The 25,333-nt window shown below is 55.7% G+C and carries 23 protein-coding genes; 9 read left to right on the top strand and 14 right to left on the bottom strand.

Going from position 1 to position 25,333, the window contains the following annotated elements:
- The first annotated feature begins 63 nt into the window (after nt 1–63).
- Entirely contained in the window at nt 64–684 is a 621-nt protein-coding gene (locus MWU64_RS12850) for a riboflavin synthase subunit alpha (RefSeq protein WP_247064792.1), read from the top strand.
- A gap of 9 nt (nt 685–693) precedes the next feature.
- Here the strand turns inward: MWU64_RS12850 and MWU64_RS12845 are convergent, their stop codons facing one another.
- The 3 genes from MWU64_RS12845 to MWU64_RS12835 form a co-directional block, all read right to left on the bottom strand.
- Nucleotides 694–1,827 (bottom strand): methyltransferase, encoded by a 1,134-nt coding sequence (locus MWU64_RS12845; protein ID WP_247064791.1) that lies wholly within the window; start codon nt 1,825–1,827, stop codon nt 694–696.
- Nucleotides 1,828–2,017: 190 nt separating this feature from the next.
- A complete protein-coding gene (locus MWU64_RS12840) occupies nt 2,018–3,073 on the bottom strand; it encodes a class I SAM-dependent methyltransferase (RefSeq protein ID WP_247064790.1) in 1,056 nt (351 codons plus the stop codon).
- Nucleotides 3,074–3,185: 112 nt separating this feature from the next.
- Nucleotides 3,186–8,051 (bottom strand): NAD-glutamate dehydrogenase, encoded by a 4,866-nt coding sequence (locus MWU64_RS12835; protein WP_247064789.1) that lies wholly within the window; start codon nt 8,049–8,051, stop codon nt 3,186–3,188.
- A gap of 166 nt (nt 8,052–8,217) precedes the next feature.
- Here MWU64_RS12835 and MWU64_RS12830 point away from each other — a divergent pair, with 166 nt between their 5' ends.
- Genes MWU64_RS12830 through MWU64_RS12805 form a run of 6 tightly spaced genes read left to right on the top strand, consistent with a single transcriptional unit; the run spans nt 8,218 to nt 15,170 of the window.
- Nucleotides 8,218–9,180, top strand: coding sequence for a MoxR family ATPase (locus MWU64_RS12830; protein WP_247064788.1), 963 nt, complete (start codon nt 8,218–8,220; stop codon nt 9,178–9,180).
- A 40-nt stretch (nt 9,181–9,220) separates the two neighbouring features.
- The gene (locus MWU64_RS12825; RefSeq protein WP_247064787.1) at nt 9,221–10,153 is read left to right on the top strand and encodes a DUF58 domain-containing protein; all 933 of its coding nucleotides are present in this window, start codon (nt 9,221–9,223) and stop codon (nt 10,151–10,153) included.
- Nucleotides 10,153–10,620: a DUF4381 domain-containing protein gene (locus MWU64_RS12820; protein ID WP_247064786.1), complete on the top strand. Its 468-nt coding sequence runs from the start codon at nt 10,153–10,155 to the stop codon at nt 10,618–10,620. Before MWU64_RS12825 ends, MWU64_RS12820 begins: the two co-directional genes overlap by 1 nt.
- Complete coding sequence (locus tag MWU64_RS12815) at nt 10,617–11,636, top strand: VWA domain-containing protein (RefSeq protein ID WP_247064785.1); 1,020 nt, start codon at nt 10,617–10,619, stop codon at nt 11,634–11,636. The genes MWU64_RS12820 and MWU64_RS12815 overlap by 4 nt, the downstream gene beginning before the upstream one ends.
- A complete protein-coding gene (locus MWU64_RS12810) occupies nt 11,629–13,443 on the top strand; it encodes a VWA domain-containing protein (protein WP_247064784.1) in 1,815 nt (604 codons plus the stop codon). Before MWU64_RS12815 ends, MWU64_RS12810 begins: the two co-directional genes overlap by 8 nt.
- Nucleotides 13,437–15,170 carry a BatD family protein gene (locus MWU64_RS12805; protein ID WP_247064783.1) on the top strand — a complete coding sequence of 578 codons (1,734 nt, stop codon included), beginning with the start codon at nt 13,437–13,439 and terminating at the stop codon, nt 15,168–15,170. Before MWU64_RS12810 ends, MWU64_RS12805 begins: the two co-directional genes overlap by 7 nt.
- Before the next feature lie 20 nt (nt 15,171–15,190).
- Here MWU64_RS12805 and ccmI read toward each other — a convergent pair whose 3' ends face one another.
- The 9 genes from ccmI to ccmA are packed head-to-tail and all read right to left on the bottom strand — an operon-like array spanning nt 15,191 to nt 22,435.
- Nucleotides 15,191–16,465, bottom strand: a complete 1,275-nt coding sequence (gene ccmI / locus MWU64_RS12800) for a c-type cytochrome biogenesis protein CcmI (protein ID WP_247064782.1) — start codon at nt 16,463–16,465, stop codon at nt 15,191–15,193.
- Between the two features lie 45 nt (nt 16,466–16,510).
- On the bottom strand, nt 16,511–16,987 hold the full coding sequence (locus MWU64_RS12795; protein ID WP_247064781.1) for a cytochrome c-type biogenesis protein: 477 nt from the start codon (nt 16,985–16,987) through the stop codon (nt 16,511–16,513).
- Nucleotides 16,987–17,523 (bottom strand): DsbE family thiol:disulfide interchange protein, encoded by a 537-nt coding sequence (locus MWU64_RS12790; RefSeq protein WP_247064780.1) that lies wholly within the window; start codon nt 17,521–17,523, stop codon nt 16,987–16,989. Before MWU64_RS12790 ends, MWU64_RS12795 begins: the two co-directional genes overlap by 1 nt.
- Entirely contained in the window at nt 17,520–19,520 is a 2,001-nt protein-coding gene (locus MWU64_RS12785) for a heme lyase CcmF/NrfE family subunit (RefSeq protein WP_247064779.1), read from the bottom strand. The genes MWU64_RS12790 and MWU64_RS12785 overlap by 4 nt, the downstream gene beginning before the upstream one ends.
- Before the next feature lie 33 nt (nt 19,521–19,553).
- Complete coding sequence (gene ccmE, locus MWU64_RS12780; protein WP_247064778.1) at nt 19,554–20,033, bottom strand: cytochrome c maturation protein CcmE; 480 nt, start codon at nt 20,031–20,033, stop codon at nt 19,554–19,556.
- A 14-nt stretch (nt 20,034–20,047) separates the two neighbouring features.
- Nucleotides 20,048–20,281, bottom strand: a complete 234-nt coding sequence (gene ccmD / locus MWU64_RS12775) for a heme exporter protein CcmD (protein ID WP_247064777.1) — start codon at nt 20,279–20,281, stop codon at nt 20,048–20,050.
- 3 nt (nt 20,282–20,284) lie between these two features.
- Nucleotides 20,285–21,028, bottom strand: a complete 744-nt coding sequence (ccmC, locus tag MWU64_RS12770; RefSeq protein WP_247064776.1) for a heme ABC transporter permease CcmC — start codon at nt 21,026–21,028, stop codon at nt 20,285–20,287.
- Between the two features lie 52 nt (nt 21,029–21,080).
- A complete protein-coding gene (gene ccmB, locus MWU64_RS12765; RefSeq protein ID WP_247064775.1) occupies nt 21,081–21,806 on the bottom strand; it encodes a heme exporter protein CcmB in 726 nt (241 codons plus the stop codon).
- Nucleotides 21,803–22,435 carry a cytochrome c biogenesis heme-transporting ATPase CcmA gene (gene ccmA / locus MWU64_RS12760; RefSeq protein ID WP_247064774.1) on the bottom strand — a complete coding sequence of 211 codons (633 nt, stop codon included), beginning with the start codon at nt 22,433–22,435 and terminating at the stop codon, nt 21,803–21,805. The genes ccmB and ccmA overlap by 4 nt, the downstream gene beginning before the upstream one ends.
- A gap of 153 nt (nt 22,436–22,588) precedes the next feature.
- Between ccmA and MWU64_RS12755 the strand changes: the two genes are divergently transcribed.
- Both MWU64_RS12755 and MWU64_RS12750 read left to right on the top strand, forming a co-directional pair.
- The gene (locus MWU64_RS12755) at nt 22,589–23,947 is read left to right on the top strand and encodes a flagellar hook-length control protein FliK (protein ID WP_247064773.1); all 1,359 of its coding nucleotides are present in this window, start codon (nt 22,589–22,591) and stop codon (nt 23,945–23,947) included.
- Complete coding sequence (locus MWU64_RS12750) at nt 23,944–24,282, top strand: EscU/YscU/HrcU family type III secretion system export apparatus switch protein (protein WP_247064772.1); 339 nt, start codon at nt 23,944–23,946, stop codon at nt 24,280–24,282. Before MWU64_RS12755 ends, MWU64_RS12750 begins: the two co-directional genes overlap by 4 nt.
- On the opposite strand, the gene MWU64_RS12745 is transcribed toward MWU64_RS12750, so the two are convergent.
- Together MWU64_RS12745 and MWU64_RS12740 are read right to left on the bottom strand one after the other, a co-directional pair.
- Nucleotides 24,279–24,671: a DUF2802 domain-containing protein gene (locus tag MWU64_RS12745; protein ID WP_247064771.1), complete on the bottom strand. Its 393-nt coding sequence runs from the start codon at nt 24,669–24,671 to the stop codon at nt 24,279–24,281. The genes MWU64_RS12750 and MWU64_RS12745 overlap by 4 nt on opposite strands.
- Nucleotides 24,672–24,736: 65 nt before the next feature.
- The gene (locus tag MWU64_RS12740) at nt 24,737–25,225 is read right to left on the bottom strand and encodes a chemotaxis protein CheW (RefSeq protein ID WP_247064770.1); all 489 of its coding nucleotides are present in this window, start codon (nt 25,223–25,225) and stop codon (nt 24,737–24,739) included.
- Between the last annotated feature and the right edge of the window lie 108 nt (nt 25,226–25,333).

Genomic DNA, 25,333 nt, shown 5'->3' with positions numbered 1-25,333 from the left:
TCTTGGCAACCGGCACCACCACCGGTATCCTTTCGGCATCCATCGCACGTCAGGAGACGGTTTATGTTTACCGGTATCGTTCAGGGCATTGCCAAAGTAGTCGAAATCCATACAGCACCAGGCCTGAACACCCTCGTTATCGAACTTCCTGAAGACAAGGTGCACGGGGTTACGATTGGAGCCTCTGTTGCCATTAACGGTACGTGCATGACGGTCACCCGGCAGGAGGGCCAGCAGCTTTATTTCGATGCTATGCAAGAAACCCTGCGGTTAACGACGCTGGGCCAGCTCAAAATAGGCGACACAGTGAACTTCGAACGGGCGGCGCGTATCGGCGATGAGATCGGCGGGCATTTGTTGAGCGGGCATGTGCATACAACCGTTCAACTAGCAGAGATTATTCGAACCGAAAACAACGTCACGCTGTGGTTTGAAGTGCCGGAAAACTGGATGAAGTACGTGTTTCCGAAAGGCTTTATTGCCATCAATGGTGCCAGTTTGACCGTTGGAGAAGTTGAAGCGAATCGTTTCAACGTGTATTTGATTCCTGAAACACTTCGCGCCACCACCTTCGGTACCATCGAACGAGGCCAAGCGGTAAACATTGAAGTAGACAGCCAGACTCAAACCATCGTTGATACACTCGCACGCCTCGGGTACGACCGCCCTACTTCGGCTGTTTGATTCTAGCCGCTATAACGACGCCTCAAACACAACAAAGCGCGGGCTTGCCGCCCGCTGCTGCACCGTTCGAAAGTAGCGTTTAAGAGTGCGGTGATAGCCCAAATGGCGATTGCCGACCATCAATACTCGCCCGTCTGCCGCCAGATGCTCGGCAGCCTCTTTGAACAACCTTAGTGCAATATGATCCCCTACTACGCCACCTTCATGAAACGGAGGATTCAGTAAGATCAACTGATAGAAACCACATTCCTTCGGCACCCCGTCACTGTGGTGCAGCTGTGCGCGTTCACGGTATCCGCAGCGTTCGAGGTTACGTTGCACACTGGCAACGGCCTGACTGGACACATCGCTGAACGTAAGCGAGATATCCTCCCGGCAAGCCAGCGCGGTGAGCCCAAGAACCCCGTTACCACTCGCCAGATCAAGCACACAGGCTTCGGCATTCAACGCTTTAACCGCCGGTTGCACCAGGGGCAGCAATTCACGGGTGCCAATATCCAGACGCTCTCGTGAAAACACCGCGGGCATGGCTTCTACCCGGGCCGGCAAATCGTCTCGCTCGTAACCCTTCCAGATGGATGGCCAACCATCCAGAGTTTCGTTGCCACGACCGCAGACAACAACCCGGGCTTTTTTTCTCGCGGGAAGCACCGATTCTGTAACCACAGCTCCCGCAAAAACGTCCACGCTGCGCTCGGGCAGATGTTTAATCATGCCCCCGGCCAACAAACAGCCGTTTTCCGAAAGTTGCGTGTTTACCCAGCGCAGCAACCAGGCCAAATACTCGGCGTGTCTGGAAATCCGCATCACAACCAGATCAAACGTACCGTCCGGGGGGTTAAGCCAACTGTGGGGCTTCTGCGGGTTGGGCAAAGATTTGTTCAGGCCAGCGTTGACCTTTAGCGCAGCCTCTAAACTTGCGCTGTCAGCGACCGAAACCGGCGCGAACTCGCCAAGGCCTATCGTCAACGCGCCGAAGGTGTCGTCTATTACAAGCACTCGTTGTTCCGAGGTTGCGCGCTTCAGCGCTTCATCTAACAGCAGCTCGTCGGCGGCATCCCACGCCCTTAACGACGACGCCTCACGGCCGGGTCGTCGCAGGACCAAACTCTTGCCAGCAATTTCGAGTACTTCACTTGTCATTTCAGGCATCCGATCGCCAATTTCTGATAAATAACGCTTTTAGGCTGTTTACTCTAGAAATAAGCCCTAAATTAGCCCTGTTCACGCCGAAAACCCCTTTCGGTCAGGGTATCGGCGCACGCCGATTGACCGAATGTTTTCTGCACATGCTTTTTTTACCCCTCCCCAGGGGTTTTTTTATACCTGAAATTCAGCGTGGCACCCGCTGAAACGCGCGATATACGGTGAATCGCTTGTCTTGAGCCAGTGTTTGCACCGGGCCGATAAACTGCTGCAGCAATGCTTCGTAGGGTAAGAAGCTGTTGGCCACTAATCTTAGCTCGCCACCGGGCACCAGGTGCTTAGCAACCTGGCGAATAAACTGTTCGGTCATCGATGTATCGGTTTTCACGCCGGAGTGAAACGGCGGATTTGTCACAACCGCCTGCCAGCGGCCCTTCAGCCCAGCTAAACCGTCTTCTGCATATATTTCACCCTGTGCACCTGCCCCTTCATAGGTTGCTCTGGCACAGGCTACCGCTTGCGCTTGCACGTCTACCCCATCGACGACGCCGGGTTCCTCACCCGATGTACGGCGGTATGCCTGAATCCAGCTGCCAATCACGCCAGCACCGCAGGCAAAATCCAGCACCCGTTCGCCGGACAATGGCTTTTCTGCGAGATTCTCCAGCAACAGCCGGGTTCCACCGTCCAACTCGCCCTCACTGAATACGCCCGGTAAACCGGCCACCGACAGCTCAACGCCAGCACAGCTCACCGGGGTCCATTGCAGATAGTCTTTCAGAGCAAAGGCGTCTTTGGGCTGACTGTTGGTTCCACTCCACACTTGGCAGTGCCGGGCACTGTCGATTTTCATGCCATCGGGCACCGCCTGAAGAAACTGCTTGGCGCCGCCCGCAATGCCTTCTTTTTTCTCACCGATCATCACCAGGTTTGCTCCAGGACAACCCAGAAACTGTGCCATGGCCAAACGCAAGTTAAGTTCTGCGCGCGCCTTGGGCAAAAACACGATCACCGTATCAAACGAATTGGATTGCAAACCTTCGGTGTCGTATCCGAAGCACTGCTGCCAATCGGTGTACGGCGCTAAGGTTTTAAAGACGCCCGCATGCTCCGTCATAACCAAGCCAGCAGCAGGGCACTGCGGCAACAGAGCGGAATCAGATAGGCCCAAAACGGCCACACGACTCGTCAACAGGTGATCATTGCGGAGGAGAACTTCGTGGGTGTTCGGTAGTGAAGACATGGCAAGACGGCCTGCAGGTGATGCTGAAAAGCCCGTATGCTAACCGGAAAAAAGCCCTGAGTCTGCCTTCACAGCATCCTCAGGGCTATCACCACGCTATTTACGCTTGATTTTACTCGCCAGGCTGCTGGTGCAGCGTGCTTTGAGCCAGGTCCAACAGCTCGCGCAGTGCCACCGAGAACATCGCGTACTCGGGCTCCCGAACGCCCTTCAGCTCCGCCAGCATGCTGTTCCAGCGCTCAATCATGTGCTGATTTTTATCCTCCCACGCTTGCGCGCACTCCGGCACTTTCTCGGCTTTGCCCGCCAACTGCAGGACACCGGTGGTCAGAGCACGCTGCTGCCAATCGAGATCTTCCCGGAAACTTTCCCGCGCCAGGGCTTGCCAGTGGGAGTTCGGAGTCAATGCCGCAATCGCCTCAGCAAACCAGTTCAGATCGAGCCGGTCGCCCAGATCGTAATACAGGTTTGCCACAGCCTTGAGCGGCATTTTTGTCGTCTCTTTGGCTTCGATGATACCCAGCGACGAGTATAGATAACCGGTGCCGGAAAGCACCGATGCCAGGTCTTTCGGAAGACCGGCCGCCACCAACTTGTCGTTGCGTTTTTGCCAATCCACCTTCGCTTGTTCACCCAGATATTCCGGCAGATTCGACGTAATCGCCCAGACACTGTCAGCAAACCGCTCCATGTGGCTCTGTATGTTGAGCTCTGCACGGCGGTTGCGGAGCAGCCACCGCACCGACCGGCGCATCAGGCGCATCAGATCCTGCATCAGCTCCAACTGAAGCTCGGCCGACACGTGATAGTCCAGTGCTTCGATCCGGTCCCACCAGTTGTCAATGCGGAACACGTCCCGGACAATAATCCAGGCCAGCGCGATGGTTGCCGAATCAGCACCTGTTGATTGCTGCAGGCGTTCCACAAAGGTAATCCCCATGTGGTTTACCATGTCGTTCGCAATCTGTGTGGCGATGATTTCCCGCCGCAACTGGTGCTCGCCCAACTCCTTTTTGAACTTGCTGGTAAGCTCCTTCGGGAAGACCTTGTACATTTCCCCTTCAAGCAGCGGATTGTCCGGCAAACTGCTGTCGATCAGGGTTTGCTTAAGATCCCCTTTCACGTATGAAATCAGCACTGACAACTCGGGCCGGGTCAGGCCTTTCGAGACCAGTTTGCGCTCAGACAGCGCCTCGTCGTCCGGCAGGAACTCCAGACTGCGGTTTAGTTTGTCTTCGCTTTCGAAGGAGTTCATCAAACGACGGTATTCTTCAAGCCGGATGAAAGTATCTTCGTTGGCAATGCTGATGGCCTGTGTCTGGCGATAGTTGTTTTTCAACACCAGCGCAGACACGTCGTCGGTCATGTCTTCCAGCATTTTATTGCGCTGTTTTTGGGTCAGATCGCCCATAGCCACGGCGCGATTGAGCAGGATCTTCATGTTGACCTCGTGGTCGGAACAATCCACACCACCAGAGTTGTCGATGAAGTCTGTGTTCAAGCGACCGCCTTTGAGGGCGTAATCAATCCGGCCAAGCTGGGTGAAGCCGAGGTTGCCCCCCTCACCAACCACTTTACAGCGCAGCTCGCCGCCATTAATCCGTACCCCGTCGTTGGCTTTGTCGCCGACATCTGCATGACTCTCTGACGCGCCTTTCACGTAGGTGCCTATACCACCTACCCACAACAAATCCACTTCGGCTTTCAGAATATGGCCGATCAGCATGTTCGGCGGAACGCTGTCGGCCTTGATGCCGAGTAATTTCTTGACTTCAGGGGTCAACACAATAGATTTTGCCGTACGGCTAAACACACCGCCGCCCTTGGAGATCAACTTCGGGTCAAAATCTGTCCAAGCCGAGCGCGGCATTTCAAACAGCCGCTTGCGCTCTTTGTACGTTTTGGCCGCGTCCGGGTTCGGATCGATGAAAATGTGGATGTGGTTGAACGCCGCAACCAATCGGGTTTTCTCGGAGCACAACAAACCATTGCCGAAGACGTCGCCTCCCATGTCGCCGATACCGATGGCGGTGAATTCGTCTTCCGCCGGGTTGATACCCATTTCACGGAAGTGACGTTCTACCGACACCCAGGCTCCGCGGGCAGTAATGCCCATCTTCTTGTGGTCATAACCGTTACTGCCACCAGACGCGAAGGCATCTCCCATCCAGAAGCCGTACTCCGCTGCCAAACCGTTTGCAATGTCGGAGAAGGTCGCGGTTCCTTTATCCGCGGCCACCACCAGGTAGTGATCGTCTTCATCATGCCGCACAACTTGCTCCGGCGGCTGAATTCCGGCATCCACCAGATTATCGGTAATATCCAGCAGGCCCCGGATGAACGTCTTATAAGCTTCCTTCCCTTCCGCCTGGAAGGCTTCACGGTCGGACGGCGACGGCAGCTGTTTGGCCACGAAGCCACCTTTGGCACCAACCGGCACGATGACCGCATTCTTGACCTGCTGGGCTTTCACTAGCCCCAGCACTTCGGTGCGGTAGTCTTCGTAACGGTCCGACCAGCGCAATCCACCCCGGGCAACTTTGCCGCCTCGCAAGTGCACACCCTCGACGCGCGGCGAATAAACAAAGATCTCGAACATCGGCAGCGGAAGTGGGACATCCGGAATACGAGTCGGATCAAACTTCACACTGATGTAGGGCTTCGGCTTACCTTCTCCGTCTGGCTGAAAGTAGTTGGTTCTCAAGGTTGCCTGCATTAACTCGAGATAGAGCCGGAGTACCCGGTCTTCACTCAGGTTGTCAACGTTGTCCAGGCCTGCGTGAAATTCAATCTCCAGCTTTTGCTGCGCCGCCTCGCATTTTGCAGCGCTCTTGTAACGATCCGGGTTGAACCGAACGTCAAAGAATTCCAGCAAAAGGTTGGTCAGGTTGACGTGATTCACCAAGGTGTTGGAGATAAACGTCTGACTGTTCGAGAAACGAATCTGGCGCATGTACCGCGCGTAAGTCCGCAGCAAGGCAATTTCTCGCCAGCCCATGTATGAGGTCAACATCATGCGGTTGAACGCATCGTTTTCGGCCTCACCATGCCAGACCCGCCGGAAAAGCTCTTCGAAAATCGGGCGGATTCGATGAATGTCCAGTGCCTCACCAGTGTACGCCTGCAAGGTGAAATCATGAATCCACACCGTCTGGCCTGAACGTTCTGTCACCTCAAACGGGTGTTCACCGATAACCCGGAAACCCAGATTGTCAAAAATGGGCATCACATCGGATAACGGCAAAGGCTCGTCCGGGTAGAAAAGTTTGAAATGCAGATTGCTTTCAGATTCTTCCAGCGCTCGGTAAAAGCTCATCGACAGATCTTTATCGCGAACGGCCGCAGCAATGTGCTCCAGATCCACCGCAGCACGTCTGGGCGAGAACATGGCGACATAGCTGGCTGGAAAACCGCTCGCCCACAAACGGTACAATTCGTTGCCGGACTCTTCTCCGTAGGCCTCGGTCAGTGCCACGTCTAGCCCGTCACGCCACGACTGGGCAAGATCAATGACCTGATCGCGAATGTCAGCCAACGGCAGATCGCGGTTTTCGACCTGGGGTACCCGAATCGTGAACTGTACCCGTGCAAGCGGAGACTCGGAGAAATGCGTCACGAACTCAATATCGTGGGCGTCCAGCCGGTCCATCAAGACCTGCTCCACCTTTACGCGCAATTCGGTGTTGTAGATGTCCCGGGGGAAGAACGCCAGACAGGTAACAAACTGGCCATAAACATCTTCACGCATGAACAGCTCGATACGCCGGCGTTCCTGTATATACAGAATGCTTTTCGCCACTTTCAGCAGCTCATCCGTTTCAATCTGAAACAATTCATCGCGCGGGTACAGGGTCAGAATCTGCACCAGCTCTTTGCCTGCATAATCGCTGGGGATAAAGCCCGAGCCGTCCATGACTGCGTCAAACTTGCGGCGCAGCAACGGAATTTCATCGGGGCGCTCGTTGTATACACGAGAAGTGTACAAGCCAAGGAAACGGCGTTCGCCTATTACTTCGCCTTTGCTGTTGAACTTCTTCACCGCGATATAGTCCGGGTAAGCCGGGCGGTGCACACGGGAGCGCTGGGCCGACTTTGCAAATATGAAGATGTCGTCGGCTCGAGTCATGGCGTGGCGGGTACGCTGCGGCAGTTCGTTCAGCCGCACTTTTTCCGGGCGCTCGTTGTTAACGCGGAAAATCCCCAGCTCGGAATTGGCGACACGCTGCACCACCATGCCCTTTTTATCTTTTACGAAATCGTATTCGTCGTAGCCCAAAAAGGTGAAGTGGTCGTCCGAGAGCCAGCTCATGAATGCCTTGGCTTCTTGCTTGTCGTCAGCACTCACCCCGGCGGTTGTGCTGTCGAGCTCGTTGATGATGCCCGCAACCTTGTCTTGCACAATCGGGAAGTCTTCAACGGCGATGCGCACTTCGTGCAACACGCTTTGCAGGTTTTTCTCGAGACTACTGAGTTCCTTCGGCGAGGTGTGCCGGTCAATTTCCAGTACGATAAACGCCTCATAACCCGCAGAATCGGACTTTCTGGCGGCGTGGATCTTTTTGAGCTTGCCGGACTTCTCGCGTTCAACCTGAAAGACCGAATGCTGGATAGAATGGGTGCCGATTTCACGCTGATTGACGGCCATACGCAGCGAGTCAATCAGGAAAGGAATGTTCGGATGCAGGATAAAGATAACGGTATGGGTAGACTGCCAGCCATCACTCTCGAGGTCCGGGTTGAATACCGACACCGGTGTTTCATCGGCGGTTCGCTTCTGCAAAAACTGCCAGGCGGCCAGAACCGCGCCGTAGGTGTCGGAGAATCGTCGGCTTACCAGCTCTTCCAGAGGAATATGGGCATAATGCAACCGAGCGAACTCGGCAATCTTCTTCGCTTCGCTCTTCGCAATCTTTTGTGCAAAGGCTTCTGACAACTGATCAAAAAACTGCTCTTTGCTGGCGATTGTCAGCGCGTTCATATCCGACCTCAAATTATTTTGTGTGAAAGAAACGTAATCCGCTTATCGTCACATAAGCATAGTCAAACCCTTGATTTTTGCTGGCCCGCCCTCAAAACTTCGGCAACTACTTAGGCGCAATTTCGGAGGCGCCAACAGACCTTCAACACCAAGAGCAGTAAACCTCATGTCGTTACAGCAAACTTTCGGTGCCCTCAGAGCACAACTGGCAAAGCGCATCATCGGCCAGGACAAGCTGGTAGACCGTCTTTTGATTGCCCTTTTGGCCGATGGCCATCTTCTGGTGGAGGGTGCGCCCGGGCTGGCTAAAACCACCGCCGTTAAAGCCCTTGCCGACCACATCGAAGGCGATTTCCACCGAATTCAGTTCACCCCGGACCTGTTGCCGTCTGACGTAACCGGTAGCGAAATCTACCGGGCTGAAACCGGCCTGTTCGAATTCCAGCGTGGGCCCATATTCCACAATCTGGTGCTGGCAGACGAAATCAACCGTGCCCCTGCAAAAGTGCAATCGGCGCTGCTTGAAGCCATGGGTGAACGCCAGATCAGTGTGGGCATGCAAACCTTCCCGCTGCCGAAACTGTTTATGGTGATGGCCACCCAAAACCCGATCGAACAAGAAGGCACTTACCCTCTGCCCGAAGCCCAGCTCGATCGCTTCCTCATGCACGTGGTAATTGACTACCCAAGTGCCGACGCGGAAAGAGAGATTCTGCACCTGGCCCGCAGTGACTACCGTCAGGGAATTCCGAACGTAGACATTCGTCTAACAGAAGATCAGGTGATGGAGGCACGCCAGGAAATCTCCGATATTTATATGGCCGAACCGGTAGAACAGTATTTGCTAGCGTTAATACTTGCGACTCGGGATGCTGCTGCACTCGACACGGAACTGGCGCGCTGGACGGCCTTTGGTGCCAGTCCACGCGGTACCATCGCACTGGACCGCTGCGCCCGGGCGCTGGCCTGGTTGGACGGCCGGGACTACGTGACACCCGATGACATCCGAACCATGGCCTTTGACGTGCTTCGTCACCGGATTCTTCTGACCTTCGAGGCGGAAGCCGAGGGCATGACAGCCGATGCCGTGCTGCAAAGGCTGATTGACCGGGTTCCCGTAACTGCCTGACGTGTTTGCAAAACCCGCTTCGGCGACAAGAGAAAGACTCATGGGCAACACAGCTGTCACCCACGCCACTTTACAGGATCTGGTTCGTTTACAAGCCGACGCCAGGGCGTTGAAACTGCCCTCGGCACGGCAGGTACGTGGCCGTCAGGCTGGCATGAGGCAATCGCGCCAGCGCGGCCGGGGCATGACCTTCGCGGAAGTTCGTCAATACCAGCCCGGAGACGATATTCGCAGTATTGACTGGCGCGTAACGGCTCGGCGCCAATCGCCCCACACCAAACTGTTCGAGGAGGAACGCGAGCGCCCGGTTCTGCTTATTGCGGATTTGGGGCCCACCCTGTTCTTCGCCAGCACCGGCGCATACAAACAAGCCCGATGCGCTCAGACCACCGCACTGCTAGCTTGGCTTGCGCTGATGGCGGGCGATCAAGTGGGGGGGCTGGTTTTCAATCATCAGGAGCTTGAAGTGTTACGGCCTGCCCGGCGTAAAAAATCGTTGTTACGGCTATTGGACACAGTGGCCAGGCAGCAACATCAACCCGGCGTTCCGCCGACCCCGTCGCTTCCTGAAGGCCCTGAGTTGAACAAGGCGTTGTCCGAAGCTCGTCGAGTTGCTCACACCGGCAGCCGTATTTTCATCGTCAGTGACTTCATGAACATTTCCAACGAAACCACCACCTTGTTAGGAGCGCTGGCAAGGCATAACAGCGTGAGCGCCCTGAGAATCATGGACCCGCTTGAAAAAGAACTGCCACGCAGCGGACAATTTGCGGTTGCCGGCCCCGAAGGACCGGTCTGGTTTGATGCCGCCAATCCGAGCTTCCAGAAAGCCTGGCAGGCCAAAATTTCCAGCCACGAAAAGCAGTTGGCCGACTGCTTCCGGACATCCGGCGTGCACGCATCCACCATTATGACGCCGGACGATCCGGCCGAAGCTCTGAGATTCCAGCTCGGGCCGGGAGGAAAGATCTGATGAATCCCGAAGATCCACTGGCCCAGCTCAAAGACATCCATCTGCCAGAAACCGGTGGCTGGTGGCCGCCAGCACCGGGCTGGTGGGTGCTTGCCGCGTTGTGTCTGATCGCATTAATCGCGTTGGTGTGGGCCTGGCAACGTCACCGTGCGCGCACCGCATGGAAACGCCAGGCCAAAGCGGAGCTGGCAACGCTGAGCCAGCAGATGTGCAACGACCCAGCATGGTACGGTGATTTGAACCGGCTACTCAAACGCGTTGCGCGCCAGACTCACCAAAACCGTTACCCGGAATCCATGACCGGAGATGAATGGGCAGCCTTCCTGTTGGAAACCCTTCCCAAAGACCGGATTGCATCGCGCCCGACCGCTGAAGCGCTGGTCGCCGCGGCCTGGCAACCCAAACCCGCTATTGCTCCTCGTAATGCGTTGGCATTTGCCTCCCTTTGGCTGGAGGCCCAGCTATGATCAGCCTGGCATACCCTTGGGCTTTGTTACTTGTTGTGCTGCCGCTGTTGCTGATCTTGCGAAAGCAAAAAAGCGAGCCGGTGGATGCACCGGTAATTCCTGTCGGCCATTGGCTTGCCAATATGCCGGGAGTCAGCACGCAGGGCAGAACCAATCCCTGGTGGCGAAAGCTGCTCATTCTGGCGGCCTGGCTTTGCCTGGTGGTCGCTCTCGCCCGACCTCAACATGTAGGAGAGCAGGTGCAAATGCCCATCACCGGGCGGGATCTGATGCTGGTGGTCGATATTTCACCGAGCATGGAAGAACAAGACATGGTGTTGCGCGGTCGCAGCATCAATCGCCTTCAAGCGGTAAAGCGAGTGCTTAACGACTTTATCGATCAACGTGAAGGCGACCGGCTGGGCTTGATTCTTTTCGGCACCGAACCCTACGTACAGGCCCCTCTCACGTTTGACCGAGAAACCGTTCGTACGCTATTGCTTGAATCAGGCCTGGGTATGGCTGGTCGCGCTACGGCCATCGGCGATGCAGTGGGTCTTGCCGTAAAACGGCTACGCGACCGCCCGCAAGACCAGCGCGTTGCCATCATGCTCACCGACGGGGCCAACACCGCCGGCGAAATCAGCCCGGACAAAGCCATTGATATCGCCGCAGCCGCGGGCGTAAGGCTCTACACCATCGGCATTGGTGCAGAATCCGTGATTCAACGGGGCTTACTGGGCACACGCCGGGTAAACCCGTCCCGCGATCTGGACGAAGAGCTGCTTAACCGAATGGCCGAGCAAACCGGGGGCCGGTACTTCCGCGCCCGCAGCCTGCCGGAGCTCGAAATGATTTACGACAGCATCAACCGACTGGAGCCTATTGAACAGGAAGGCCAGTTCTTCCGCCCGGTGACCGAGCTCTACGTTTGGCCCGCTGGTTTTGCGATCCTGATCTGGCTGCTGTTAATCGTTTCCCGCGTCGCCAATTCCCGCTCTCGCTCTATGCCTGAAACGGAGGCTTACAGTGGCTGATTTTCACTTTTTACGGCCCCTTTGGCTTTGTTTACTGTTTGCGATTCCATTGCTCTACCTACTCAAAAGCCGCCTGGGACAAGGCGATGCCGGTTGGGCGCGTTACATTTCCCCGGCACTGCTCAAACCATTGATTCGCCGGCGTGGCAACGCTTCTGATCGTGCCACCGCGTCTCCGTTCTGGCCCTTAAGCCTGGCCCTTATCGTTCTGGCCATTGCGCTGGCTGGCCCCAGCTGGCGACAAGCGCCAACGCCGCTGAAGCAACCGCAAGACAGTCTGGTAATTGCGCTGGATTTATCGTTATCTATGCTGGCCACGGATACCGAGCCAGACAGACTGACCCTCGCAAAGCGTAAAATTCGGGACATTCTAGAGGAGCGTCAAGGCGGCCTCACGGCGCTGCTGGTGTTTGCGGGTGATGCTCATGTGGTGACCCCTCTGACCGAAGACCACCGCACCATTGAAGCCATGCTCAGCGTGCTCGAACCTACGATCATGCCGGCACAGGGCAACCGCGCTGACCTTGCCATCAAGGAAGCCATCAATCTGCTGAACAATGGTGCGCCCGGGCGTGGCCGGATTCTTCTGATCGCCGACGATGTATCCGAAAACTATCGAAACAGCGTGAGTGAACAACTCGGCGCGACACCCTACGCGCTCAGCACTTTAACCGTCGGCACAGAAGAAGGCGGCCCCATTCCCCTGCCCCGTCACGGTTTCATTCGCGACGGCAACAACATCGTGATGACCAAAGCCAACCCCGATGCACTCGCGAACCTGGCCCAGCAATCGGGTGGAGAGAGTCACGAGATGACACTGGATAACACCGACCTCCAAGCATTGAAAGTCGAACCCGAAACGGCCGATGAATGGCTGGATAGCGAGGATGGCCTCACCATCAATCGCTGGCAGGACGATGGTTATTGGCTGCTATGGCTGGCACTGCCGTTGTTGCTGATGGGCTGGCGCCGAGGGGCGTTTGCCGTTCTCGCGCTCACCATGCTGCCAATCACCATGGCTCCAAGGCCCGCGATGGCATTGGACTGGGGCAGCCTTTGGCAAAGAGACGACCAGCGTGGCCCGGAGCTGATCGAGCAAAACCCGAACAAAGCCGCCGAGCTATTGGAACTGCCCGATTGGCGGGGCTCGGCTCTGTACCGTGCCGGCAAGTATGACGCGGCCACTGACGCCTTTTCCAAATCCGCTGACATAACCGGTCACTACAATCGCGGCAATGCCCTGGCCCGGGCAGGCAAGCTGGAAGAAGCACTGGAAGCCTACGAGCAAGTGCTGGAAGAACGTCCTGAACACGCCGACGCCCGGTTCAACTATGATCTAGTCAAGCAGCTTCTTGAGCAACAACAGAGCCAGGATCAAAACGGCGAAGAGAATCAGCAACAAAACCAGAATTCGCAGCAGAACAATTCCGACAACGAGAGCGGCGACTCTCAAGAAGGCGATGAATCACAGTCCAATGATGGCGACGAAAGCCAGAACGGTGAGCAACAAGACCAGGACAACCAGCAATCTCCTGAAAGCCAAAATCAGAACGGTCAGCAGCCACAAGAGCAGCAAGAGCAGTCGGAAGCCGAGCAAGACGCCAACGCCCAGCCACCGGAACAAAATCCCGAGCAGACACCCGGCGCCGAAGCGCCTGTGCCGGTGAATGAACAGCCCCTGAGCCAAGGGCAAGAACAGATGCTACGGCGAGTGCCTGACAACCCGGGGGGCTTACTGCAACGTAAATTCCTGCAACAGTATCAACAACGCCAGACCCAACGCGACGAGGGCGATACACCATGGTAAAGAACCTTCTGTCTTCCCTCTTTTACTTGCTGCTCCTGATTGCCGGCCCGCTCTCGGCCAACGAACTGACGGCCGAGCCCGATCGGGATCAGCTTTACGAGGGCGAAGTTCTGACCTTGACAGTAAAAGGCTCGATGAACATCGAGCTCAATCTCAGCAACCTGTTCAACTTTGATCTGTCGCAGCTACCTTCACCCGACATTGAGCAAGTGGAACCGGATTTCGAAATCCTCGCACGCAATCAGCGTTACAGCGTGCAAACGGTCAATGGCGACATGGTGGGCGAGATCACCTGGACCTACCAACTTGCGCCGACACGCACCGGGACCCTGACCATCCCGGCGCTTAAATTCAAAGACGCCAGCTCCAAACCTGTCACCATTGAAGTCATCTCAGGCACGCCTCCGGACCAACCCGCTGCAAACCGTGACAGTTTTGTCGAGTTGTCCGCAGACAAGGCCGAAGTCTACGTACAGGAACAGCTGGTCTTGACCGTACAACTGTATTTCTCCGGCAACCTGATACGGGGCGAACTTTCTGACCCGCAACACCCCGATGCAATTATTGAAAGCTTGGGCAAACAGCGGGAATTCACCACTCAGCGCGGCGGGAAACGGTACCGTGTGGTGGAGCGGCGTTACGCCATATTCCCGCAGACACCCGAAGAACTGGAACTACCCCCTATCCGCTTTGAAGGCCAAGTGAGAGAGGCCAACGGCGCGCTTCGTTTCCTGAGAGACAGCCAGCAGCTCTACCCGGTGCAAGTAAAGCCAGTACCCGCGAGCTACCCTGCGGACAAGCCTTGGCTGCCAGCTGACAATCTCGCTTTGGCCGAGAACGGCCTACCGGATACCGAAACACTAACAGCCGGCAGCAACCTGACCCGAAACCTTGTCATGCAGGCCGCCGGCCTGCCCTCCGAGGCACTTCCACCACTCACGGTAGACTATCCCGGTGCCCTCCGGCACTATCCGGAACAACCCCGAAGAAGCACAGAACCGACTCCAGACGGGCTTGAATCCACTCTGCAGCTCGAGGCGGCGCTAGTTCCGGTACATTCAGGCGAGATCACCATCCCGGAAGTGAGAGTGCCTTGGTGGAATACCCAAACTGATCAATTGGAAGAAGCCGTTTTGCCCGCTCGCAGTTACCAAATTGAAGGCGGAAGCATTGCGGCCGAGCCGGTAATCAGCGAACCTTCACAGCCGGAGCCCACAACCGGCCAGGTATCCGAAACCAACCCGGATTCTGGTGCTGATAGCAGCTCGCCGTGGTTCTGGACTACCCTATTATTGGGCGCCCTGTGGCTAATCACCGTCGCCCTCTGGTGGTTCTTTCGCAAAAATACAGCCGGCTCACGGGCGAACGATACCGCCGTCACAAACGGCAACGAGAAAGACCGCTTTAACCAGCTCATTACCGCAATTCAAAACGGTGCACCTGAAACACCGGTGTTGTTAGTTCGCTGGGCTCGGGAACGATTCCCCGACACCAACTTTAACGACAGCTCCGAGGTCGTGCGCTATAGCAACAGCCAAAACCTTGGCGACGCACTGCGCGAGTTTCAGGCCAGCCTCTATGCGCAGAGAACGCAAGACACAGCGAAGGCCGATAAAACCGTGAGGAATAACTTGGCGAAAGCGGTAATCGAGCTAAGGCAAGGAGACGTTCGGAAGGAAAATCAAAACGGACTGGCTCCGCTTTACCCGGCCGGGCTGTCTAGCTAGCCGACCGGGTTCACGGATGATCAGTTGGTCAGCTGCTGGTTGATAATCAACTCCACCGGCTGACCAGCGGCATCTGGCGCAACAACCTCCGCCGTAACCTGCCCTTGCCAATCACCGGGTTGGGCGCTGATCGAGCCGCTACGGGTCAGGCGCGCCACCACGACGACTTCATCAACAGCCGAGATAGTCGCTTCCGGCGACATCGCATAGTTGTCGTCCAGACGCACATTAACCGGCAAGGCTCCCGCTGTTAAACGGGTCACTGCAACCGGCGCACCGCCCGTCGCCCCTGCCGGGCGGGCGAAAATAAACAGAGTGGTGTCGGCAGGTACCTGCTCTTTGAACGCTTCGTCGATAGACACCCGAAGATCCACACCCGCCGATGTCGCCGAGGCTTCCTCGGCGGCCTGAGAAGGCGGCGTTTCACCCAACCGGCCATAAGCTTCTGCGATACCACCACGAATCGATGCGATTTGCGGATGATTGGGTGCCGCTTCTGTAATAGTTTCCCAGTACTCGATCGCTTGGCGATAATTCTGCTGACTAAAAGCATGAATGCCGAGCAAGCCCAACGAATTCACTTCGGTTGCGTCCAGCGCCAAGGCATTGTCAATGGCCTGCTGAACCGCCGGCGTAAGTTGCCCTTCCGTTTTGAAAAATAACGCCTGCGCCGACAAGCCATAAGCCACCGCGCTTGAGGCTGGGTCGTCCGCAACCAGCCCGGCCAGGCGCTGATACGCCGTCGCAGCCTCGTCATAACGCTCTACCCGCATATAGGTCTGGGCGAGCATGGCCCAACCGTCGATATTCTCGGGATTCTCTTCCAGACGTTCCCGTAACTGGTCGGCGAGTTCCGACATACGAGCCACCTGATCCGCTCCGGAAGCATTCATCTCCTGCATGGTGAGATACTGCTCCACCTGGCCCATAGAGCCCCATTCCTGATAGGCAAAAAAAGCCCCTGCTGGCAGCAGCAATAACGCCAACAACGCCACCGCCATGGCGCTTCGGCGCCCCGGTATGCGTTTCTCGGGCTGGGCATTTTCTGGAACATCATCCAGCATCGAACCAGCCAATTCGTCTTTCAACTGCTCGTAGCTTTGCTGATCCAGAATGCCTGCTTCGTGTTCGACTTCCAGTTCCCTGAGGCGCGATTTGTAGGCCAACAGGTTTTGATTTCTAAGATCTGATTCAATTCTTGATTTGGGCCGATGAAAAAGCACCGGATACAACACGAATGCCATAGCGAACAGAATCAATACCGCTGAGGCAATCCAAAAGGTCTCTTGAGTCATGGTGAAATCATCATCACAGTTAGAAATGTGTTGCGTGGATCAGCTTCAGGCTTGCTGATCCTTGTCTGCCAGCATCTTTTTTACGCGGGCCAGTTCTTCTGGGCTCAGTGCCGACTCTTCCTTTTCGCGTTTGCGGGATCGGATGGCAACGCCAGCAACGATAGCCACGCCTACAACCACCGCGATGGCCGGGAAGGCCCACAACAGGATGGTTCGTTTGTCCACAGGCGGTTTGTATTGCACAAACTCACCGAAACGCCCCACCAAATCGCCCACGATTTCATCGTTAGTGGCGCCATTTTTCATCAATCGATAGACCTGATCTCGCATATCTTTCGAGATTGGTGCGTTGGAATCAGCGATGTTCTGGTTCTGGCATTTAGGGCAACGTAATTCCGCAATCAGATTCTGGTAGCGCTGCTCTTCTGCCCGGGTGTCAAAGTCGTACACCTCACTCACTTCGGCCTGTGCACCGAAGGCACACAGGATCAATAGCACTAACGCACCGTGAATATTACGCATTAGCTATTCCCCTTAGCCTTCTGAATAACCGGCTGTAGGACTTCTTCCCACACTTGCTTGTTCACCACGCCCACGTGGCGGTACTGAACAATGCCATTGGCATCAATGACAAAGGTTTCTGGCGCGCCGTATACGCCGAGATCAAAACCCAATGAACCTTTGGGGTCGAAGATAATTTCATCGTAGGGATTGCCCAAACGTCCGAGAAAGCTGAAAGCCGTTTCGCGCTGATCTTTGTAGTTGAGCCCGACAATGCGAACGCCTTTTTCCTTCGACAGCCACATCAGGTATTCGTGCTCGTCCCAGCAGGAAGGGCACCACTCCGCCCACACATTCAGAAGAGCAACTTCGCCCTTTAATACAGACTCATCCAGCAATTGGGTCGGATCGTTCAGATTTTCCAGGCTGAAAGCCGGTACCGGCTTGCCAATGCGTGCCGACTCCAGCTTGGTAGGATCTTTGCCGATCCCCGCTGCCAGAAAAATACCGACACCGACCGCAATAACCAGCGGTAAAAACAACAACAACCGCTTCATGACGTTGCTCCTGCAGCCTGAGCACTACCGGTTTTGGCTGCCCGGTCAGCGACTTTTACCTGATTCTTTTCCCGAATACGGTAGCGTTTATCGGCAATCGCCAGGAAGCCGCCAATCGCCATCACCAAAGCTCCTAACCAAAGCCAGCGAATCAGCGGTTTGTACTGCAGACGAATCGCCCAGGCGTCGTCGGAAATTCGCTCACCGATAGCGACGAAAATGTCCCGGAACAGGCCACCGTCAATGTCGGCCTCGGTCATTACGCTCATTCCTACCGGATAATTGCGCTTCTCCGGATGCAATTCGGTGATCTTTTTGCCATCCAGGAGCACATCGAAGCTGCCGTATTGCGCGGTAAAGTTAGCCCCGCGACGGTTACCAATGTCCGTGAACACGATTTCGTAATCGCCGACCATGGCTGAATCACCGGGTACCATGCGGACATCGCGCTCGATGCCATAGTTCGATACCACAGTTGCCCCAGCCATCACCATCGCGACGCCCAGATGACCCAGCACCATGCCCCAATAGCTTCGGGACTGACGCTTAAGCCCGTGCAACCGCCCTTGGCGAGACGCAGACTTGTCCCACAAATCCCAGAGCGTCGCCACTGCAACCCAAACCGCCGTGAACACACCGGCGAAAGCCCAAGGCTTGAAACCACCGTAGATCAGAATCACCGCCACACTGGCCGTTAAGCTCACAGCCAACGGCCAAAGAAGCTTACGTCCCAGCCAGCCACCGTCGGTTTTCTTCCAGCGGGAGAAAACACCCGCTCCCAGAAGCAAGCCGGTCGCGACCGCCAGCGGACTAAAAGTGGTGTTGAAGAAGGGTTCGCCTATGGACAGTTTGCCCATATCCAAATAGTCGAGAACCAGTGGATACAGCGTGCCGATAGCAACGAGTAGTGTTGCCGTCACCAGCAGTACGTTGTTCAGCAGCAAGAAAATTTCTCGTGACAACGAGCCGTAGCGTGAACGCACGTGCACCACCGGCGCGCGAAATGCGTACAGTGCCAAACTACCGATCACGGTTATGCCAAGGAGCATAAGCAGGAAGGTACCCCGCTCCGGGTCAGACGCAAAGGCGTGAACGGAGGTCAATACGCCGGAACGAACCAGGAAGGTGCCCAGAAGACTCAACGCGAAGGTTACGATGGCCAACAACACGGTCCAGCTTTTAAATACGCCCCGTTTTTCTGTCACCGCCAACGAGTGCATCAGCGCGGTGCCCGACAGCCATGGCAGCAGGGATGCGTTTTCGACCGGATCCCAGAACCACCAGCCGCCCCAGCCAAGTTCGTAATAGGCCCACCAACTTCCCAAGGCAATACCGATAGTCAGGAACGACCAGGCCACGGTTGTCCAAGGCCGGGACCAACGGGCCCAGGCGGCATCCAGACGGCCATTAATCAAGGCTGCCAAGGCGAACGCAAACGCAACAGAGAAGCCAACGTAACCCATGTAAAGCATCGGTGGGTGAACGATCAGACCAAAGTCCTGCAAGAGCGGGTTGAGATCCTGGCCATCAGCGGGAATGTTCGGTAACAGACGATCAAACGGGTTAGACGTCAGCATAATGAACAGGAAGAAACCCACACACACCATGCCCATCACAGACAGAACCTGTGACACCATGGTGGAAGGCAGCTTACGGCTGAATACCGCCACTGCGAGGGTCCAGCCCGTCAGCATCAGAATCCACAGCAACAGCGAGCCTTCATGGCCGCCCCAAACGGCACTGAACTTATAAAACCAGGGCAACATGCTATTGCTGTTGTTAGCCACATAGGCGACGGAAAAATCATCAACCATGAACGCATGAGTCAGTATGGCAAAGGCCAGCCCTGTAAACACAAACATGCCCGACGCCAAGGGTCGGGCGAAGGCCTGCAGGCTATCACGCCCGGTTAAGGCCCCTGCCAATGGCACAACAGAAAGAAGTAACGCCAGCAACAGCGCGAGTATCAGTGAAACTTGCCCGAGCTCCGGATACATCAGGACTCTCCAACATCAACAATAAATGGGGGCTTAGTAAGCCTGGGATTCGGCCGTTTTGTCGGCGTATGGCGGCTTGTGTTGTCCTTTCGATGACTTTTCCAGCGCATCGGCCACTTCCGGTGGCATGTAATTCTCATCGTGTTTCGCCAACACCTGATCCGCCACAAAAAGACCGTCGTTGTTCAGGCGCCCCATGGCGACCACACCCTGGCCTTCGGCAAAAAGATCCGGCAGGATGCCGACATACTCAACCGGTACTGAATCCGTGAAGTTTGTTACCCGGAAACGTACCGAAAGGCTTTCGGGGTCGCGTTTTACACTACCCTCTTCAACCATGCCTCCAGCCCGAATCCGCACATCGACCGGCGCATTACCGGCGGCAATTTCGGTGGGGTCATAGAACAGATTGATGTTCTGGCGCAACGCGTAGGTGGTCAGACCAACCGCAACGGCCAAACCAGCAACAAGAAAAATCAATATGGTCAGTCTTTTCTTCCGAATCGGATGCATGGGTTACCTAATGGTCAATCCTGAGAGATTTCAACACGTGTGAAGGTCGCCGCGGCTTTCGGCGCGGTTTGCCCTTTCGGGTTCTGCTGTTCATAGCTGCGCTTACACATGCGATACGTAGCTTGATGGCGTTTCGCCGACCAAAAAACCGTGCCCGCAAGCAGAATCACGAACACGGCATAACAGGTCCAAACGTAAGGACCATGGCCTTCCATGGTGAGAAATGCTGAGAACGAATCAAATGCCATTGTTTACTTCCTTCCCGCCAGAACGAGGTCTTTCACCCATCGGGTACGACGCTCCCGAACCAGAATTTCGGTTTTCATTCTCAGGCATGCCAACCAACCAAACAGCAGATAGAGGCCCAGTACCGACAGTAATAGCGGTACCCACATCTCCATCGCCATGGCGGGCTTTTCGGTTAATTTAAAGGTGGCTGGCTGGTGCAGTGTGTTCCACCAGTTCACCGAGTACTTAATGATGGGAATGTTCACCACGCCCACCAGTACCAGCACCGCGACCGCGCGGGCCGCCGATTTTTCATCGTTGATCGAACGATCAAGGGCAATCACGCCGCCGTAAAGAAACAACAGGATCAACATGGACGTCAGCCGTGCGTCCCATACCCACCAGGTGCCCCATGTCGGCTTACCCCAAACGGCCCCGGTAAAAAGTGCCAGGAAAGTAAACATCAAACCAACCGGTGCCACCGACTTCACAAAAACATCCGCCAACTTCATGCGCCAAACCAACGTCACCACGGCCGCCGAGGCCATCATGATGTAAATGGATTGCGCCAGAAACGCCGATGGCACATGAATGAAGATAATGCGGTAGCTATTGCCCTGCAGATAATCTTTCGGGGCAAACGCCAAGCCCCAGACTAACCCCGCAACCAGAAGGATCAGGCCTCCCGCCAGAAGCCACGGCATAAAGCGGTTTGCTATTCCAAAGAACCACTTCGGAGAGCCCAGCTTGTGAAAGAATTGCCACATCAGTTAGTCACCGTCTTACTGTTCACTGTTCGTTTCTGCCCGGCTGACACACTCAGCTATTGGACAGGCTGATTCGTAACGCTGCAGCCGAGGCAAACGGTGCCAGCGTCAGTGCCAACACCAAAAACGCGCCCATCAACGCCAGATAACCGGACACTTGCGCCCCCTCAACAGCTGCGGCCACTGTTCCGGTACCAAAAATAAGCACGGGAATGTACAGCGGAATAATCAGCAGTGACAAGAGCACTCCGGCCGAGCGCAGGCCAAGCGTTAATGCCGCACCTATCGAGCCGATCAAACTCAACACCGGAGTGCCAATCAGCAGCGTTAGACACAAAGTTGCCACGGAGTTCCCGTCGAGATGCAACATTAATCCTAAAACCGGGGTTAACAGCACCAAAGGCAGCCCCGTCAGCATCCAGTGGGCCAGAGTTTTCGCTAATACCAGCAAAAACAAGGGTTGAGGCTGCAACATTAATTGTTCCAGGGTGCCATCATCAAAATCGTGTCGAAACAGATGGTCCAGTGACAACAGCACCGACAACAAAGCCGCTACCCAAAGGATACCGGCTCCGGACTGTTTCAGGAATGCCACTTCCGGGCTTACCCCAAGGGGGAATAGAGTTACCACCATAGTAAAAAACAAAAGCGGGTTTAGCAGATCCTGCTTTTGACGAAAGGCAACTCGAACATCACGTAAAAATACCGCGACCATGGCCTGCGTAACACCCACAGAACGCTGGGCCGATTGCACTTTGATTGATGCGTTAGCGTTCATCGCTCTGTAGCGCCCCCCAAGGTAATACGGCCCATGCCCGGCAAATCCAGGTTGTGGTGAGTGGTAACCACCACTGCCCCACCCTCACGGGCGCGTTGAAGCAGCAGCGACTCTATGGCCTCTACCCCGGCCGCATCAATAGCGGTAAACACCTCATCAAGAAGCCACAAAGGCTCATCGGCGATCAGCAAGCGCGCCAAGGCCACCCGGCGCTGCTGTCCCGCCGACAGATTACGGCAGGGTACCTGTTCAAAGCCCGACAGTCCGGTACCGGCCAAAGCCTGCAGCAGTGCATCATCGTCCAGTGGCCGACGACCAGCCATCAATGCCCGCAGATTTTCCAGCGGTGTTAATAACGGTTTGATACCGGGCCGATGCCCCAGGTACAGCATATTGCGCAGATACGATTCGCGATGACGATCCCGCGGCTGGCCACACCAGTTGAGCTCTCCCGTCCAGGCATCGTTCAGACCAGCCAATATTCTGAGCAGAGTTGTTTTTCCGGAGCCATTGGGACCCTCGACACGAGTGACCGTACCGGGCAGTATGGAAAATGACAGGTTCTGGAACAGAAGGCGCTCGTCGCGCTCACACTCAAGACCAACGGCCTGTAGTAACGGCTCGGGCATCTGGGTTCCGTTTTAAAGCGAAAGATGCGCGTGTGGCATCAGATGTATGAATAAAGACCAAACCGCACCCCATTTAAAAACCGGGCGTTCTTGGCCAATGAGGCGCATTATAACGAAAGCGATCACAGATTACTCTTGCCCGATATCAAAACAATGCCAATGAAACTGAACGGCGGGCAAACGCCTGCCCCTCCGACAAACAAACTCTCCGGCGGCGGCCAGACCAATACTGGCCTGCCCTCGGTCGGTATCGACCGAACCCAGTCAGCCCAACAACAACTGGCACAGCTGAAGCTGGGCAACAGGGAGTCAACGCTCGCCAAAGTGGCGGAAGTATTACAGCGTAAAGGTGGCGGCAACGAGCTTATTTTAGAAGTAAAGGGACGCTCTCTTGCGGTCGCCACCGGTGACGAGTCGCCGGATTTGAAGACGGGCGACTTGATCAAAGTCATGCGAGCCGGCAATGAACTCCGGCTAATTGGCAAATTAGCAACCAGCCAGGAAGCCGGCATTGCCCAGGCTTTGGCACAGCGCCTGCCGTGGCAACAAAATCTGCAAAGCGGATTGGCTCAACTGCTGAGCAGCATGAACTCGGGGTTGAAAGCCACGCTTCAACCGGGTCAATTGCCTTCAAATAGCGCCACACAGCCACTTCCCGCCGCAGCGCGGCAAGCTCTGGAAGGGCTTCTCGCCAGTATGGCAAACGCTAACACTCTGCAACCCGGCGCTGGCAAGGCCGAGGGCGGTGCCGATCAAGTCAAGCAATGGTTGGCTGAAAGTGGCGGCTTCGCGGAATCTCGCCTGTTGCAAACCGGCACCCAACAGACCGCACCCACCGATTTCAAACTGGTTCTGGCGAGAATTATCACCGCGCTGCTCGCCAAGCAAGGACAAACGCCGGACGCCTTTAACCGCCTGACGCCTTTGGCCAGCCCGGATTTGATGCACGCACCTTTGCAGTTCCCAAAGCTGGCCACAGCCAACACCTCACTAGGAAACAGCGAACCTGCAAGCGTCGCTCAAACATTGCGTATGCTGGCCGGAATGCTCAACCGCATTACCGTGAACCAGCTGCACAGCCAAACCCTGACCGCAAGAGCCGGCGCCGAACCCGGCGCGCCTGCCAGCACCCTACTTCTGGAAATCCCTTGGCTAACCCCGCAACAAGAACCTCGAACGGCGCAACTCCGGATGGAGCAATACAAGCAAGAGAAGAACACCAAAAACCATCCGGAACGAGCGGCCGTCAGCGAGTGGCGCCTGAACCTGGCAATGGATCTGGACCACGCGGGCCCGCTGCATTTCGAGGTAGCGTATCGTCACCCCAGTGTCAGTGCGCACATATGGGCCACGAAGCAGTCCACCCTTCGTCAGGTAAACGAGGAACTTCCGCTGCTGCGTCAAAGTTTGGCCGATCTTGGCTTGGAAGTAGCGGATTTGGAATGTCGAAGAGGTAGCCCGCAACACGCTGAAACCCGACTGGAACATCGACTGGTAGATACCAAGGCATGACTCAGGACAAACGCACGCAAGCACAAGACGACCACTCCGCTCCCGCTGCAGTTGCTCTGAAATACGATGGTAAGCGCGCCCCGATCATTTCAGCCACAGGCACATGGGAGTTGGCCGAAGAGATTATCCGCATCGCTCAGGAAAACGATGTTCCTCTTTATGAGAATGCCGAGCTGGCCGGAATATTAGCGCGCCTGTCTCTCAACGAAGAAATCCCCGAAGAGCTCTACCGGGTGATAGCCGAGATTTTGGCGTTTGCCTTTCACATTCGGGGTAAAACGCCAGACGATGCTCACCCCGCCAGCGATGCGCCGGATGACGATTCGAAAACTTAAGCCGCCTGCCGCTTCTTGAGCGCTGACACAAGCTCCGCTTCCGGGCGAGAGATACCACACGTGTTCATCAAATCGTCGATATCTGCCCCAAGGTCAACCAAACGAGCGGCTTCGTCGTAGGAGATTCTGAGCGGGTCGTTCTGGCGCATTTCGTCCATGACGTTGCGCAATTCGAACAACTGGCGCTCACAGGCCACTAAACGCTGGCCCACGCCCATGCTACCACTGGTGGTTGCGTGCAACTCTCGACCAAGCGTATCGCACCGGCTCTTGAGGGATGCTTGAAGTACCTGAATCTTGCGGCCATGAAGAATGCCCTGCACAAGAACCAGAACAATCGCTACAGCGGTCAAACACCAAGGAAGCCAGGAAGGAATGTTAAAGCTCATAGTGGACGTCTCCGTTATTGATTACCTCGGTAGACGTCCATCAAAAGCACTGTTGGCTTAGCCGTTTACAGCGCTGCGATTTCAGCCCACTCGTGGTCTGTCAGCATCTTTTCAAACTCGACAAGAATGATCAGCTCGCCGTTCTTGTTACACACACCCTGGATGAACTTGGCACTTTCCTCGTTCCCCACATTGGGCGCGGTTTCAATCTCGCTGGCCTTGAGGTAAATCACCTCGGCCACGGAATCCACCAGCACACCCATCACCTGATTTTCAGATTCCATCACCACAATGCGTGTTGCTTCGGTGACATCGGCGTCCATCAACCCGAACCGGCGACGGGTATCTATCACCGTCACAACGTTGCCCCGCAGGTTGATAATGCCCAACACATAATCCGGAGCGCCTGGCACCGGTGCAATCTCTGTGTACCGGAGCACTTCCTGGATTTGCATCACGTTGATGCCGTATGTCTCATCATCCAAGTGAAAGGTCACGTACTGGAGTACCTGATCTTCCTGGGCCTGATTGTGCTGTCCGCTCGGGGCTGCCATAACTCGTTCTCCTGCTCGGCTGCCCGGCGGGCAACCTGATCGTCAAAAAATCATCATCAGCGCCCAATACTATAGTTATGGGCATAATCCGTGCCAGCATTGCACGGT

It is taken from the genome of Marinobacter sp. S0848L (assembly GCF_023016065.1).
Taxonomy (GTDB): Bacteria; Pseudomonadota; Gammaproteobacteria; order Pseudomonadales; family Oleiphilaceae; genus Marinobacter.
Note: the sequence above shows the minus strand (reverse complement) of the source record. Positions and strands in the feature narration are given on the sequence as shown.

Bases quoted from the DNA above. Each gene is read 5' to 3' on its own strand.
- MWU64_RS12850 (WP_247064792.1), top strand. From the start codon at position 64: ATGTTTACCGGTATCGTTCAGGGCATTGCCAAAGTAGTCGAAATCCAT.
- MWU64_RS12845 (WP_247064791.1), bottom strand. From the start codon at position 1,827: ATGACAAGTGAAGTACTCGAAATTGCTGGCAAGAGTTTGGTCCTGCGA.
- MWU64_RS12840 (WP_247064790.1), bottom strand. From the start codon at position 3,073: ATGTCTTCACTACCGAACACCCACGAAGTTCTCCTCCGCAATGATCAC.
- MWU64_RS12835 (WP_247064789.1), bottom strand. From the start codon at position 8,051: ATGAACGCGCTGACAATCGCCAGCAAAGAGCAGTTTTTTGATCAGTTG.
- MWU64_RS12830 (WP_247064788.1), top strand. From the start codon at position 8,218: ATGTCGTTACAGCAAACTTTCGGTGCCCTCAGAGCACAACTGGCAAAG.
- MWU64_RS12825 (WP_247064787.1), top strand. From the start codon at position 9,221: ATGGGCAACACAGCTGTCACCCACGCCACTTTACAGGATCTGGTTCGT.
- MWU64_RS12820 (WP_247064786.1), top strand. From the start codon at position 10,153: ATGAATCCCGAAGATCCACTGGCCCAGCTCAAAGACATCCATCTGCCA.
- MWU64_RS12815 (WP_247064785.1), top strand. From the start codon at position 10,617: ATGATCAGCCTGGCATACCCTTGGGCTTTGTTACTTGTTGTGCTGCCG.
- MWU64_RS12805 (WP_247064783.1), top strand. From the start codon at position 13,437: ATGGTAAAGAACCTTCTGTCTTCCCTCTTTTACTTGCTGCTCCTGATT.
- ccmI (WP_247064782.1), bottom strand. From the start codon at position 16,465: ATGACTCAAGAGACCTTTTGGATTGCCTCAGCGGTATTGATTCTGTTC.
- MWU64_RS12795 (WP_247064781.1), bottom strand. From the start codon at position 16,987: ATGCGTAATATTCACGGTGCGTTAGTGCTATTGATCCTGTGTGCCTTC.
- MWU64_RS12790 (WP_247064780.1), bottom strand. From the start codon at position 17,523: ATGAAGCGGTTGTTGTTGTTTTTACCGCTGGTTATTGCGGTCGGTGTC.
- MWU64_RS12785 (WP_247064779.1), bottom strand. From the start codon at position 19,520: ATGTATCCGGAGCTCGGGCAAGTTTCACTGATACTCGCGCTGTTGCTG.
- ccmE (WP_247064778.1), bottom strand. From the start codon at position 20,033: ATGCATCCGATTCGGAAGAAAAGACTGACCATATTGATTTTTCTTGTT.
- ccmD (WP_247064777.1), bottom strand. From the start codon at position 20,281: ATGGCATTTGATTCGTTCTCAGCATTTCTCACCATGGAAGGCCATGGT.
- ccmC (WP_247064776.1), bottom strand. From the start codon at position 21,028: ATGTGGCAATTCTTTCACAAGCTGGGCTCTCCGAAGTGGTTCTTTGGA.
- ccmB (WP_247064775.1), bottom strand. From the start codon at position 21,806: ATGAACGCTAACGCATCAATCAAAGTGCAATCGGCCCAGCGTTCTGTG.
- ccmA (WP_247064774.1), bottom strand. From the start codon at position 22,435: ATGCCCGAGCCGTTACTACAGGCCGTTGGTCTTGAGTGTGAGCGCGAC.
- MWU64_RS12755 (WP_247064773.1), top strand. From the start codon at position 22,589: ATGCCAATGAAACTGAACGGCGGGCAAACGCCTGCCCCTCCGACAAAC.
- MWU64_RS12750 (WP_247064772.1), top strand. From the start codon at position 23,944: ATGACTCAGGACAAACGCACGCAAGCACAAGACGACCACTCCGCTCCC.
- MWU64_RS12745 (WP_247064771.1), bottom strand. From the start codon at position 24,671: ATGAGCTTTAACATTCCTTCCTGGCTTCCTTGGTGTTTGACCGCTGTA.
- MWU64_RS12740 (WP_247064770.1), bottom strand. From the start codon at position 25,225: ATGGCAGCCCCGAGCGGACAGCACAATCAGGCCCAGGAAGATCAGGTA.